This is a genomic window from Streptomyces sp. 15-116A (assembly GCF_025290915.1).
Classification (GTDB): Bacteria; Actinomycetota; Actinomycetes; order Streptomycetales; family Streptomycetaceae; genus Streptomyces.
In genome coordinates, this window is the sequence record NZ_JAOCQE010000170.1 from 1 (window position 1) to 13,742 (window position 13,742).

The 13,742-nt window shown below is 68.3% G+C and carries 12 protein-coding genes; 1 reads left to right on the top strand and 11 read right to left on the bottom strand.

Annotation, left to right across the window (positions count from 1 at the left end):
* On the bottom strand, window positions 1-1,238 hold a 1,238-nt coding region (eccD, locus tag N4P33_RS23590; RefSeq protein WP_399030018.1), incomplete at its 3' end, for a type VII secretion integral membrane protein EccD.
* Window positions 1,239-1,423: 185 nt separating this feature from the next.
* Between eccD and eccCa the strand changes: the two genes are divergently transcribed.
* Window positions 1,424-5,401: a type VII secretion protein EccCa gene (gene eccCa, locus N4P33_RS23595; RefSeq protein WP_260828688.1), complete on the top strand. Its 3,978-nt coding sequence runs from the start codon at window positions 1,424-1,426 to the stop codon at window positions 5,399-5,401.
* A gap of 25 nt (window positions 5,402-5,426) precedes the next feature.
* On the opposite strand, the gene N4P33_RS23600 is transcribed toward eccCa, so the two are convergent.
* From N4P33_RS23600 to N4P33_RS23645, 10 genes are all read right to left on the bottom strand, one after another.
* A complete protein-coding gene (locus N4P33_RS23600) occupies window positions 5,427-6,077 on the bottom strand; it encodes a Fic family protein (RefSeq protein WP_260828689.1) in 651 nt (216 codons plus the stop codon).
* The gene (locus tag N4P33_RS23605; RefSeq protein WP_260828690.1) at window positions 6,070-6,696 is read right to left on the bottom strand and encodes a hypothetical protein; all 627 of its coding nucleotides are present in this window, start codon (window positions 6,694-6,696) and stop codon (window positions 6,070-6,072) included. Before N4P33_RS23605 ends, N4P33_RS23600 begins: the two co-directional genes overlap by 8 nt.
* Window positions 6,697-6,747: 51 nt before the next feature.
* On the bottom strand, window positions 6,748-7,344 hold the full coding sequence (locus N4P33_RS23610; protein ID WP_260828691.1) for a hypothetical protein: 597 nt from the start codon (window positions 7,342-7,344) through the stop codon (window positions 6,748-6,750).
* Window positions 7,345-7,428: 84 nt separating this feature from the next.
* Window positions 7,429-7,668: a hypothetical protein gene (locus N4P33_RS23615; RefSeq protein WP_260828692.1), complete on the bottom strand. Its 240-nt coding sequence runs from the start codon at window positions 7,666-7,668 to the stop codon at window positions 7,429-7,431.
* 162 nt (window positions 7,669-7,830) lie between these two features.
* Window positions 7,831-8,748, bottom strand: coding sequence for a hypothetical protein (locus N4P33_RS23620; protein WP_260828693.1), 918 nt, complete (start codon window positions 8,746-8,748; stop codon window positions 7,831-7,833).
* An 11-nt stretch (window positions 8,749-8,759) separates the two neighbouring features.
* Window positions 8,760-10,589, bottom strand: coding sequence for an alpha/beta hydrolase family protein (locus tag N4P33_RS23625; RefSeq protein WP_260828694.1), 1,830 nt, complete (start codon window positions 10,587-10,589; stop codon window positions 8,760-8,762).
* Between the two features lie 9 nt (window positions 10,590-10,598).
* Window positions 10,599-11,045 (bottom strand): hypothetical protein, encoded by a 447-nt coding sequence (locus N4P33_RS23630; protein WP_260828695.1) that lies wholly within the window; start codon window positions 11,043-11,045, stop codon window positions 10,599-10,601.
* 213 nt (window positions 11,046-11,258) lie between these two features.
* Window positions 11,259-11,561 carry a WXG100 family type VII secretion target gene (locus N4P33_RS23635; RefSeq protein ID WP_260828696.1) on the bottom strand — a complete coding sequence of 101 codons (303 nt, stop codon included), beginning with the start codon at window positions 11,559-11,561 and terminating at the stop codon, window positions 11,259-11,261.
* A 50-nt stretch (window positions 11,562-11,611) separates the two neighbouring features.
* The gene (locus N4P33_RS23640) at window positions 11,612-11,953 is read right to left on the bottom strand and encodes a WXG100 family type VII secretion target (protein ID WP_260828697.1); all 342 of its coding nucleotides are present in this window, start codon (window positions 11,951-11,953) and stop codon (window positions 11,612-11,614) included.
* Between the two features lie 76 nt (window positions 11,954-12,029).
* Window positions 12,030-13,226 carry a S8 family serine peptidase gene (locus N4P33_RS23645; protein WP_260828699.1) on the bottom strand — a complete coding sequence of 399 codons (1,197 nt, stop codon included), beginning with the start codon at window positions 13,224-13,226 and terminating at the stop codon, window positions 12,030-12,032.
* Window positions 13,227-13,742: the final 516 nt, after the last annotated feature.

The window sequence follows — 13,742 nt, forward strand, 5'->3', positions numbered from 1 at the left end:
AGCGCGGTCAGGGAGCCGAGCCCGGCGGCCAGCAGCGTGGCGACCTGGGCCGTGTAGCGGAACAGCTGGGCGCGCAGCAGCAGGGCGATGCCGGTGGCCAGGGCGAGCAGCTGAGCCCAGAGGCCGCCCGAGAAGCCGAGGACGGCGGCGGCGCCCACCGCGAGCAGCGCGCAGCCGCCGACCAGGCCGACGAGCAGTTCGTGGCCGCGGCGGGCCTGGGCCTCGATGCGTTCGGCGTCGACCGGTTCATACGGTTCGGGGTCGTCGCCGTACGCGCTGCGCGGGGCGGTGTCGGGTGCCTCGAAGCCGATGGGCAGCCGGGCGAAGCGCAGGGACAGGCCGGGCAGGAAGGCCAGGGCGCCGATCGCGACGGGAGCGCACAGGGCGGCGATCTCGGCCGGTGTCCAGTGCAGCAGGAGCGCCAGGAAGGTGACGGTGAGGGCGAGGCCCGACGCGGCCGTGCAGGCGACGAACGGGCCGTCGCCGCGTGGGGAGCACAGGGTGAGGATCACCGAGGCCACGAGGACGGCCGCGCAGGCGAGCAGGAACTGGAGCTTGCCGATGCCCTGCCCCGCGGAGAGCGACAGCAGGCCGGAGCCCGCCACCCCCACGCTGGGAAGGGCGCCGAGGCCCAGCGCGACGGCGGCGCCGCGGTCGCCGTAGACCCGGGCGCGGACGCAGCCGAACACGACGAGGAGCAGCCCGGCGATGCCCGCGAGGACGCCGGGCACGCTGTGCATGTCGTGGCGCGGGTCGGCGTTCCAGGCGACGAAGGCGAGCAGCGCGGACAGGACCCCGCCGCCGGTGAGGCCCGCGGCGCGGGTGAGGTCGCCGCGCCACAGGGAGCGGTCCCGGGTCACCGCGGAGGCGACCGCCTCGGAGACGTCGTCGAACACGGCCGGCGGCAGCGACTCGGAGAACGGGCGCAGGGTGAGGAGTTCGCCGTCGAGAATGCGCTGGGCGGCGAAGGACCGGGAGCTGTCCAGGACGGTGCCGTCCCGGCGGACGAGGTGGTAGCCGACCGGGGCGCCCTCGGCGGCCGTCTGCCGGGAGAGGCGCAGGATCTCGGGGTAGAGGTCGGCGACGGGCACGTCGTCGGGGAGCGCCACGTCGATCCGGCTGTCGGGCGCGACGATGGTGACCCGGCAGAACCCGAGCCCCGTCGCCGTGGCGGACGGGGCCGCCCGGCCCGGACCGCCCGCTCCTCCCGTTCCGGTGGCCGCCGTGGAGGCCGTCATGCTCACTGCTGCTCCCCCTGAGTCCGTCCGGCGCGTGTGGGTGTCCTGTGTGCTCACGCGAACCTCCGGCACCCTACCGCCCGCGGCGTGTGGTGTGATCAGTAGGATCGCGCGGCGGCCCTCGTCCACCTGACACGGGGTGGTGGACGACGAAAACGGCGGGCCGGCAAGGGGATTGGTGCAGTGTGAGCCAGATCGTCGTGAAGCGTCCGCCTCGGGCGCTGCCGCCGGAGGTGCCCACGGGCGAGGTCGTCGTCCAGCCGCCGCCCGAACTGCCCCGCAATCAGCACGAAAGCGTGCTGATGCAGCTGCTGCCGACGCTCGGCATGGGCGGCTCGGTGGTCTTCTTCTTCACCAGCGGCCAGCCCTTCATGCGCATCATGGGCATGGTGATGATCGCGTCGACGATCGCCATGTCGATCGCAATGGTGGTCCGCTTCCGCCGCGGCAACCAGGGTCAGCTCGCCGATCTGCGCCGCGACTACCTGAGTTATCTGTCACAGACCCGCCGGACGGCCCAGGAGACGGCGAAGGCGCAGCGCGACGCGCAGTACTACCTCCACCCCTCCCCCGAACAGCTGTGGGCCCTGGTCGCCGAGGGCAGCCGGGTGTGGGAACGTCGCCCGGGCGACGAGGACTTCGCGCAGGTGCGTATCGGTCTCGGCCCGCAGCCCCTGGCCACCCCCCTGATCGCCCCGGAGACGGGCCCGGTCGACCAGCTGGAGCCGCTGACGGCGGGCGCGATGCAGCGGTTCGTCGCGGTCCACAGCACCCTGGAGGACCTGCCGATGGCGGTCTCCCTGCGTGCCTTCGCCCATGTGACGCTGGGCGGCGACCCGGAGTCCGTACGGTCCTCCGCCCGCGCGCTGACCGGTTCGCTGGCGTCCCTGCACTCCCCCGAGGACCTGATCGTCGCGGTCGCGGCGAGCCGGGAGGCACTGCCGCACTGGGAGTGGGCCAAGTGGCTGCCGCACGTGCAGTTGCCCGGTGTCGCGGACGGCGCCGGATCGCGGCGTCTGATCAGCGGCGATCCCCGTGAGCTCGAGGACCTGCTGGCGTCGCGGCTGACGGGCCGCCCCCGCTTCCACCCCAACGCCGCGCCCCTGCCGGAGACCCCGCACCTCGTCGTCGTCCTCGACGGCGTGTCGCTGCCGCCGGACTCCATGCTGGCGAGCGCAGAGGGCCTGCAGGGCGTGACGCTCGTCGAGATCACCGAGGGCGAACCGGCCACCGCCGGTGTCCGCGGGGACCTCTCCATCGTCGTACGGCCGCATGCGCTGCGCGTGGAGTCGGCGCACGGCGGTGTCTACGAGGGGACGCCCGACACCCTGTCGCAGGAGTCCGCCGAGGCGCTGGCCCGGCAACTGGCGCCGCTGCGCATGGCCTCGGGCGGGGACGACGACGAACCGCTGCTGGCCAACCTGGAGTTCACGGATCTGCTGAACCTGGGCGACGCCGCCTCCATCGACACCCGGCGCACCTGGCGGCCGCGATCGCAGGCGGAGCGGCTGCGGGTGCCGATCGGGGTCGGCGAGGACGGCCGCCCGGTGATGCTCGACCTCAAGGAGGCGGCCCAGGAGGGCATGGGCCCGCACGGGCTGTGCGTGGGCGCCACCGGTTCCGGCAAGTCCGAACTGCTGCGCACGCTGGTGCTGGGCCTGGCCGTCACCCACTCCTCCGAGACCCTGAACTTCGTGCTGGCGGACTTCAAGGGTGGCGCCACCTTCGCCGGGATGGCGCAGATGCCGCACGTCGCGGCGGTGATCACCAACCTGGCCGACGATCTCACCCTCGTCGACCGCATGGGCGACTCCATCCGCGGCGAGCTCAACCGCCGCCAGGAGCTGCTGCGCGACGCGGGCAACTACGCCAACATCCACGACTACGAGAAGGCCCGCGCGGCGGGCGCACCGCTCCAGCCGATCCCGTCCCTGCTCGTCGTCATCGACGAGTTCAGCGAACTGCTGTCGGCGAAGCCGGATTTCATCGACATGTTCGTGCAGATCGGCCGGATCGGCCGGTCGCTGGGCGTGCATCTGCTGCTGGCCTCGCAGCGGCTGGAGGAGGGCCGGCTGCGCGGCCTGGAGACGTATCTGTCGTACCGCATCGGTCTGCGGACCTTCTCCGCCGCCGAGTCACGGGCGGCGCTGGGCGTGCCGGACGCGTACGAGCTGCCGAACGTGCCCGGCTCGGGTTTCCTGAAGTTCGGCACGGACGAAATGGTGCGTTTCAAGGCGGCGTACGTCTCCGGTGTCTACCGCTCCGGTCCGCAGCGCGACGCGTCCGGGGACGGCCGGCTGCCGGTGGACCGGCGGCCGGTGCTGTTCACGGCGGCGGAGGTGCCGGTGCGGCATGTTCCGCTGCCGCGGCAGCGTTCCGCGGCCGGCACCGACGAGGTGGACGACGCGCTGGCGGACACCGTGCTGGACGTCGTCGTGCGCCGGCTGGAGGCGCAGGGTCCGGCGGCCCACCAGGTGTGGCTGCCGCCGCTGGACAGCCCGCCGTCGCTGGACGCGCTGCTGCCGGGACTGACCGCCGTGGAGGGCCGGGGCCTGACCCAGCCGGGCTACGAGGGCGCCGGACGGCTCGTGGTGCCGGTCGGCATCGTCGACAAGCCGTACGAGCAGCGCCGTGACCCGCTGTGGGTGGACTTCTCGGGCGCGGCGGGCCATATGCAGATCCTGGGCGGCCCGCAGTCCGGAAAATCCACTCTTCTGCGCTCGCTGATCTGCTCCTTCGCCCTCACCCACACCCCGCACGAAGTGCAGTTCTACGGGCTGGACTTCGGCGGTGGCGGCATGGCCGCGGTGGCCGGTCTGCCGCACGTGGGCGGCGTGGCCTCCCGCCTCGACCCGGAGAAGGTACGGCGTACGGTGGCGGAGGTCTACGGCATCCTCACCCGCCGCGAGGAGTACTTCCGGGCGTCGGGCATCTCGTCCATCGCCGAGTTCCGGACCCGGCGTGCGCGAGGCGACATCGCGGTCACCGACCAGCCGTGGGGCGATGTCTTCCTGGTCATCGACGGCTGGGCCAACTTCCGTACCGAGTATGAGGCCCTGGACCCGGTGATCCTCGACATCGCCGCCCGTGGCCTCGGGTACGGCATCCATCTGGTCCTGTCGGCGTCGCGCTCGATGGAGGTGCGCTCCGCGCTCAAGGACAGCCTGCTGAACCGGCTGGAGCTGCGGCTCGGCGACACGATGGACTCCGAGCTGGACCGCAAGGTCGCCGCGAACGTCCCCACCGGTGTGCCCGGCCGGGGCCAGTCACCGCAGAAGCTGCACTTCATGGCGGCGGTCCCGCGCATCGACGGCCTGGCCTCCGACACGGACCTGGCGGACGCGACGGCGGCCCTGGCGGCGGAGGTGTCCCGGCACTGGCAGGCCCCGGGGGCCCCGGAAGTCCGCCTGCTGCCGCGCGAGTTCCCTGCCAACCAACTCCCCCCGGGTGACCGCTTCCCTTCCCGTGGCATCGCCTTCGCCCTGGACGAGGACAACCTGGAGCCGGTCTTCGTCGACTTCGACCAGGACCCGTTCTTCCTGATCTTCGGCGAGAGCGAGTCCGGCAAGTCGAATCTGCTGCGCCTGCTGATCAGGCAGCTGACGACCCGCTACTCGGGCGACGAGTGCAAGCTGTTCGTGGTGGACAACCGCCGCTCCCTGCTGGGCGTGACCCCGGAGTCGCATCTCGCCGAGTACATCCCGATGTCCAACGCCATGGAGCACCACATGGTGGCCCTGGCCGACCTGATGAAGCGCCGCACGCCCACGGAGGACGTCACGGCGCAGCAACTCCGGGACCGCAGCTGGTGGCGGGGCCCGACGGTGTACGTGGTCATCGACGACTTCGACCTGGTCGCCACCTCCAGCGGCAACCCGCTCAGCGGCCTCACCGAACTCCTCCCCTTCGCCCGGGACGTAGGCGTCCGCTTCATCATCGCCCGCTCTACAGCGGGCGCGAGCCGCGCGTCGTACGAGGCGTTCATGCAACGCATCAAGGAACTCGGCGCCCAGGGCGTGATCCTGTCCGGCGACCCGACCGAGGGCGACATCCTGGGCGGGGTCCGGCCGCGGCCGATGCCTCCGGGGCGGGGGGTGTTCGTCTCGCGGCGGAGGGGGCGGCCGTTGGTGCAGACGGGGTTGGTGCCGGAGGAGGCGCTCTGACAGGGGCGCCGCTGTCCCCACACCGTTATGGGATGCGTGTCTGGCCGCGGTGTGCCGCTGCCGTGGCCAGTACGTGAATCAGGCGGGCCAGGGACACCGCGCCCACCGGATCGTCCGCATACCTCGGTATGCGCAAGGGCCCGACCTCGTCCAGGAACACCTCCTCGCGCGCGAGCACGAAACCCATCGCGAGCAGGGCGGCACGCGCGTTGCCGTCATCGAACGGATGAAAGAAGCACACATCCAGGTAAGCACGGGCGGCGCGGGCGGGAAGAGGAACACCCTTCGCACCGGCATCACCGGCATCACCGGCCTGCGCCAGGCACTCCTCGAACCGCTCCCGGGTATCGGTGTGCAGGCCGTACCGTTCCCGACCTCCCTTGGCAAAGGCAGGGAGGGTCCGGAACGAGACGTCTGGAAGGCCGAGGACCAGCCTCTGCCAGCCCGCCAGGAGCTCGAAGTCGAGGAAGCGCTGGGCCGAGGCGTCCTCTCGCACCGCCCGCCAAGCTGCGCGCAACCGTTCTCCACGCGCGGCGTCACCCGCCGTGCCGCCCGCACCCGCGACCACGTCGATCCCGTCGCACCGGCCCCGGACAGGGCCTACGAGTTCCGCGGACGCCTGCTCCCACGCGATCTGCGAGCGTACGGTGAGCCATGCCTGCAGATCGTCACGCACCGCGCTCCCCAACGGCCTTGGCCGCGCGGCTCACCGCCTCTTCATCCGGGGCGACCCAGCTCTGGAACGCGGAGTCCACGACTTCGTCCGCACAGTCCTCCGCTTCATCGGGAGACATGCCGGTCGACTCCAGATACCACGCGAGGGCAGTCGAGCACGGACCAAGCCACAGCTCACCGGCCGCGGTGCGCTCGACGACGAGCGTCACGAGGGGCGCGACAGCACGCTCTCGCAACCGCCGTAGCTCTTCGTCGCTGGCACCAGGCCCCGGGGCGAACTGCGCGTAGAAGGAGGCGAGTTCCTCCAGCCACGCACGCCACTGAAGCAGTGCGCTCGTATATCGCTGTGCCTGCTGCTCCAGGTCATGGGCACCATGACCACTGGGGGGAAGCTCTCTGATGATCATCCCGGAGTACGGGGATTCGTCGACCTGGTAGCAGCAACCGAAGGCCCACGAGCCGTAGTACTCGGCAAGCCCGCGGGCCAGCGAATTGGTCGACCAGAATCCTCGTGGATGTCCTGACTCGGGGTCCGGCGAGGCCACGATCTCGCGCACCGCGTCAAGTGCCTCATCGGGACGGAACGGATGCGTGGTGGGATCCATGTCCTGCCACGTCATCGACGGGGGGTACCAATCGGAAGTGATGACTGCTCCTGACAGCTGTGCGCGCTATAGCGGCTTGTCGGCCGACCAGAAGTCGGAACGGATGTATGGAAGGCGCTTGCTGGCCTCGGAGTTGGGATCGAGAGGCTCGCGTGGGGCTTCGGTGACTCGGGATTCGGCAACGCAGGGGGACGTGGCGTCAAGAAAGGCCTGCCCCTTGTAGCCGAACTCCAGGCTGATTCGAAATCCTTCCGGAGTGGACGCGAAGATCGCGGGCATCTCCTTGTGCTCGCGGACCGTGGTGATCTCGTACCCCTTCTTCTTCCACTGGCGCTCGACAACCCCGAGAAAGCTGCCACGCCGCTCGTCCGAGATGATCGTCATGACGTAGCGTCTCCGCGTGACGGATCCGGTACCCGTCCCGTCGCCCTTGAAGTCGGTACAGATCGGATCACTGGACGGCCCCCGTCTCGCTTCGACTGCCGGCTTGATCCCGGCGAGGGTGCCGTCCAGGATCTGCTCGGCACGGTCGCCGGCTTCCTGCATATTCACGTTCGTCTCCCGCTTGCTCTCGTTCCCTGCGTCGCCGATCAGGCCACAGCCGGATATGGCAAGTGCGGCCGACGCGATCGCTACAACGGCCTGCGAGGTGCGGGATTTCATTGGCGTCCAGTTGCTGATGGGTGGTCGCGGTGTGATCGGATTTCTGCTCACGGCTCCGGAGGGGAATCAGTACGCATCGCCGGGTCAAAGCTCCGGTGCAAAGAGAGTAAGTCGCGCCAGAGCGGCGGTGGCCAGCGTCGCAGGGATGGCGTACCTCAGTCGCCGGATCCATCCGGCTTTGATGAAGAGACATGTCAGCAGTGCGGTGATGGCCGTGAGGACCAGTACGAGGCCGGCGGCGAAGTTCGAATGGGCGACCGTTTCGCTGTCCCAGGGGCCGGCGGGCTCGGCCATGTACGCGAGGAAGGTGAAGTAGCCCGTCACCAGGTGGCACGCACTCACGATGAGCCCACAGACCACGGAGCCGATTCGGTCGAGGACACCTCGTGCGCGGCCTGTGGAAGCCGCGGACGGAGGAGAGTGGACGGGGCTACTCACCATAGAGCCTCCCGGAGGCAGGCAGAGGCTGTGAGCGACGCTGCATCCTCAGGGCCCAGCGATGGTGGTCACTCCGACCCGTATCGCGCCGGTGGTCGATGGGGAGACCTGGGCCACGCTCCCGTCTGTCGGGTGCCGGGCGATGATCGAGGCAGCGCCAGCGCCTGCTGACACGTCACGCACGCTCCATCCCGCCTTCTCGAAGAAGGTCCGCACACGCGCCATTGCCTTGACCGTCTCCTCTTTCGTGAGTGGCCGGGTCGACCAGGAGTGGTGGGAGAATGTGTCCTCGCCGTCCTGGTAAGTGCCAATTCCTTCCCCGTCCTGTGTGGGTGCGTGCGGCACGCGGAGCGCGTCGTAGATACGGCTGGAGTGGTCCTTGGCCAGGCGCTCGGCCTGCGCGTCGGAAACCGTCCGGGAGGACGCCGGGTCAGCCGTGGCAGCGCTGTCGTCACTGTCGTCGGCAAAGCACGGCGAGGTGACAGTGATAGCCGCAAGGCCCTCACCCTTCTTACGGTCGACGACTCCGGTGAGCGCGGTCATCCAGAAATCGTCGGGCACGGTACGCATACTCACGTCCGGGAAGGGGTCGGACCAGTCGCCATCGGACACCTGGAACTCGTATCCGCGTGCCACCCAGGCATCTCGTGCCTGGCGCACCAGCTTCTTCGCTGCGTTACCGGGCACGCCGGTCAGTTGGTACGCAATGCGGACCTGCTTACGCTGGCGGGTGGTGTGGTAGTCAGCAGCACAGGGGCCGACCGGTTCCATCCCGTCGCGCTTCAGTGTCGGCTTGGGTGACATGCCGTCCACGGCTTCGTGGACGACTTCCTCAGCACGCTTCATTGCACTCTGCTCGTCCATGGCACCCTGTTTCGATGGTGTTCTGCCGCTCGCGTCTCCCGACACCTTCCCGCACGCGGTCATCCCGACCGCCATGGCCAGTACGGCGACGACATATTTCATCCGGGACAGCCTCATGGAGTCCCTCCAGTCGCAATGTTCGCCATACGCTTCAGCGAGTCACCATCCCAATACTGCGAGTGTGCTGGCATCAGGCCGTCCGTTCCTGGTAGCGCCCCGTCGGGTACGTTGAACGTTCTCCCTCCGAACTCGTTCGATATCGGGTCATTCCCATACATGATCGAGTGGTCGTCGAAAAGTCGCATGTAGGCCTTCGGATTCAGCGGTGCCAGCGGACCGGCTGGCGGCGGGGCTAGGTTCACCAAGTCATTCTTGGCTGTGGCCGCGAAGACGTTGTCGGCTCCGATATTCAGGTCATTGGCGTGATCGACTCCCACTCCGGGGCTGCCCACCAGGATCGCCCGATCCACGGGAAGGTCCGGGTGATCTCGCATGGTCTCCCCGGCCACGAGGGTGCCGTAACTGTGCCCCAATACAGTTGAATTCACGTTCCCGTTATGGGTGGTGTCGATTCCGGTCAGGAAATTACTCAGTGGTTCGCGGGCATTGTCGGCGTACTTGGGGTCGGTCGCATCGCCGAGGAGATCCTGCGGAGCGTCATAGCCGAGCCACATGATCGACGCAGTTTTGTGCGCAGGGTCGGTGAACTTCGCTTGCTGATGGAGGAGTTCAGCGCGGTTGATGTCACCGCCGATGCTGCTCAGTTTGGTACCGGTGCCAGGGACATAGGTCACCACATTGTCCGCGGTGTCGGGGTTGCCGATGGATACGACGACGCGGCCATTTCCCTTCTCGTTGAAGCCAAGCAGGTACGGGCGGGTGGTCTCGTCTTGGTAGGTATCAATGCGCGTCTGGAGGGCATCCATACCGTCGACGGTCCCCTTGAGTTCTTTCCGCTTCCGGTCCCACGCCCTCCACTCTTCCGTCGGAACCTTGGCCGTCCAGCGTTCACCTGTTTGCGCATTGATGATTTCGCGCTCGTAGTAAGCGGGCTTGGGCTCCTTCGCTATCCAGGAGTCCAACTCAACCTGCGCGACACCGCGGGCACTTGCGAGCACTGTCCGACTCGCCTCGTCACGCGCAGTAGCTGGTATCCCGTCCATCCACCCGATCGATTCGGGATGCACTGCGATGTAACTGGCTCGCTGTTCCTCGGTGAGACTGCTCCACCACTTCGCGTTCTCCGCCGGAGTCCCGTTCTTGGGCGGTTCCCCGAACGAGTCCAGGTAGCCATCGGCTCCCTTGCGGACACCAGCGGTGTCCCCCTTCACGTCAGCCCAGTCGGCGCCGGAGACGGTGAGGTCGTCGTCCGCCTTCAGTGCCCGCAGCTTCGGTGCCCACTTTTCATCGGCTTCGGTAGCCTGTTTGAGGGCCGTGGCGATGAGGTCGGCGCAGTCCTGTGCGAGACGGTGATGGGGGTTGGGATCGAAGTTGGCCGCTTGCCGGCCGACAGCTGAGGCCGCGCCGTCCGTCAGCCCACTCACCGTGCCGCCCTCAGGAAGCTTGCCGTCCCCGCTCTTCTCACCGCCCGCCGGGTAGGTGACCGAGCCGTCGGCGTTGACGGTCAACTTCGCCGCCCTGGCGCTTTCGAGGGCGGCATCGAGCTTCTTCTTGGCCGCTTCCATCTCGTACGAGAACGCGTCGAGAGCAGTGCTGATGAGACCGCACTGCACCTGGATGTAGTGGAAGTTCTCGCCCAGCTTCCCCAACTGCTTGACCGCGGCACTCGCGGCCTTTCCTCTCAGGGAATTCCGCATGGCCGATGCTATTTGGTTGTCGATGCGGTCCTTTGCCGCCCTCGCCATCTCGGAGGCGCTGCGGTAGCCATCGGCGGCTTCGGAGTACTCGGTCGGCTTGAGAGCCCTGAGCGTTGCGAGATCCATGATGCGCCGTTACCGCCCCTTGTTCTGGCCGCCCACGGCGGGCGTGTCCGCGTAGGCCACTTCGAGCCGGCCAAGGGCGGCTTCAACCGCTTCGTCTGTTCTCAACTGGTCGTTGCCCGCTTTCACAAGGAGGCCGGAGAGTCGTTCGCAACGGCGGCTGACTTTGTTCACGTAGGTCTCCCACGAGCCGTAGACCTCTTTTTGAGCCGCAGCGGTCAGACAGCCTGCCTCCTTGCCGAGGCCCGTCTGTCCGTCTTCCAACTTCCTTGTCGCCTTGCTGATGTCCTCACTCAACGAGCCGATGTCCGTGCCCGCCTTGGTCCAGGCAGGCTTGTTCGAGATGAGGTCCGGTTTGCGGCCACCTCCCGACTCTGCGGACAGCTGGTTCAACTGCATCTGCCCGGTAGACCGCTCAGCCGCCGAGGCCTTGAGCTTCTCCCATTCATCCCACGCCATGCGTGGCCTCTCCCCCAGTCGTGCTGCGGTGACTTGCACGGATCGTAATGATCGTCACCGCCTGTTTCTTCCGTACCGGCCATCACGACGTCTGAGTACGCGTACTCATGTGAAGTCCGTTGCGAGAACCGCGGCGGCGGGGCACGAGACGGGGTGGACACCTCCCGCGCGTGTCCACCCCCTCGGCGTCGCCCTGCAGGTCCTGCGGCCGGGTTACATGAAGTAGCTCGCGCCCTTCAGGTCGCCGCCGCGGTAGTCACCGCCGGCGAGGCCAACGCGCTTGCCGATGCTGACCAGGGCCTGGTGGATGCCGGAGGCGTGGCGGTCCCATTCCTTGGTCTTCTTGGTGAACTCCTCGTACGCTTCACCGCCCCAGCCCGCGGCGGCGTCCAGTACGGCCTTCTTGAGGGCCTCCAGGTCCTCTTCCAGCTTCTTTGCCTGGTCGCCGAGTTCGGTCGCGAGCGCGTCCATCGTGCCGTAGGTGACGGCGAGTTCGTCGTAGTGGGGTGCGGGCATGTCGTCCTCGTTTCTGTGCGGGGTGGTGGGTGACGGGCGGTGGCTTCGGGTCAGTACTTGCTGAGCGCCGACGTCTTGCCGCCCAGGTCCTCCACCGAGATCTGGGTCAGGTCGGCCTCGATCTGGTCCTCGAGCTTGCGCTTGTCGGTCTTGTTCAGCTGGATGCCCTCGAGGAAGTCGTCGAGCATCCGGCCGATCGCGGCCATGTGGGTGTTGATCTCGGTCTGCTTCTTGTCGAAGGCGAGGGCGCCCTGGCCCGTCCAGCTCCGCTCGATCATGTCGATCGTGCCCTGGAGCCGGGCGAGCGACGCCCGGATCGAGTCGTACCGGTCGACGACGTTCGTCTGGAGCTTCTGTACCTGGGCCTCATAGAGCTTGCGGCCGTCAGCCATGTCGGCGGTCCCTTCGTGAGTGAGGTGGTAGGTGTGTGCGCTGGCAAAAGGTCGGGGGCGGTCGGAGGAAGGGCGGCTACGCGCCTCGGCGGGAGCGGTACATCGCGAAGGCGCCGCCTCCGATCCCCAGCAGGGCAGCCGCGACGCCCGCCGTCACCCACAGCGTGGTGTTGTCGGACGTCTCCGCTTCGGATGCCGTCGCGGAGGTGTGGTCCCGGTCGGCGGAGGTGCCCTGCGAGGGCTCCGGTTCCGGCTCCTTAGAGGCGCTGACCGGCTCACCGTCCGCGTTCACGACTCCTCTGGCGTTCTCCTTGGCGAGAGGGTCGGTGTTCGGCGGACCGGGGTGGTAATTGCTGTTCACCAGCACCCTGCGGGGACGGGTCAGTCCGTAGCCGAGGTAAATGCTCGGGTCGTCCTTGGCCCAGTCGCGGCCGGCGGTGTCGATGAGGCTGCCGAGAACCTGGTTGGCGGTCCAGTCGGGGTGGGCCGACCAGATGAGGGCGGCGGAGGCGGAGGCAATGGCTGTGGCGATACTCGTGCCGTAGATTCCGGGGCAGTAGCTACGGAACGTCTCGTCGCACCACACCGGTACGTTCAAGCCGGGGGCAGCCAGGTCGACGTAGTTGCCATACGCCGAGAACTTGCCGACCTTGCCGGACTCGTCGGAGGCGGCAACGCCTACGACGTAGGGATAGCGGGCCGGGTATTCGATCTCCCCGTCCTTCTGCGCTTCATTACCTGTGCCGGCGAACAGCAGCTTGCCCTTGTCGTGTGCGTACTTCACCGCTTCATCAAGGCCCGGCTCATCGATCCGGCCGCCGAAGGACATGTTGATGATCTTGACGTCGCTGTCGGCGATCGCCCTGATCACCTTCGATATGTCCGGTGCCTTCTTGTACTCCGCCTTGTCGATCCCTTTCAACGCGACCCGGTAAGGGACGATCTTGGCGTCCGGGGCGAGGCCCCGCAGCGAATCTCCCTCTCCGGTGCCGGCGATCAGCTCCGCCATAGAAGTGCCGTGGCCCGCGTAATCAACGGTGGCCTTGTAACTGAGCGTTTTCGGAACGTCGTTGGTCAGTACTTGGCCCTTCAGCGAAGGGGTGTCCGGGTTGACGCCGGTATCGACGACCGCCACCTTCACCCCCTTGCCCGTACTGACCTTCCACATCTCCTCGGCCCCCATGGCCGACAGGTACCACTGCTTGGACCGGACGTCTGCGGCAACGGCGCCGGGCGCCAGGCCCGCCGACAGGATGGCCACGGTGCCCAGCACCGAGCCGACACCCGTGACCCGTCTCCCGAGGCGCCCCGGCCGGCCCGCGCTCCACCTCGAGCGCCCCTTGAACCTTGAGACCATTGCTTCTGCGTGTCCTCGCTTCAGTCCGGCCGACCGGTCGCCGACTCGGCGCCGCGCCGTTCATCGCGGCGGGAACGACCGCCGCGTGCACCGGAGTTGCGTGTATCACCACGTGACGCGTCGGTGCTTCCGACGCGCTCGCGTGTCCTTGAGCCGGGCCCCGTTGCCCTGGGCATTCCGACGACACCATCGGCGTTGCCGGGGGAACGACGGGACGCCCGCTCTGACTGAGGCGTCGCGGAAGGCGCTCCGATCACCCGGCCCGGTTGCTGTCCTCCAGTCGCGCGTGGGCTGGACGCGCCTTCACCGCCAATGACCGTGCCGCGAGGCAGCTTGGAGCCCTTCCGGCCAGGGCCGCTGCCCTGCGCGGCGCCCGTGACAGGCCGCCCGCCGACGACGCCGGCGCTACGCCCGGCAGCCGGGGCACCCGCC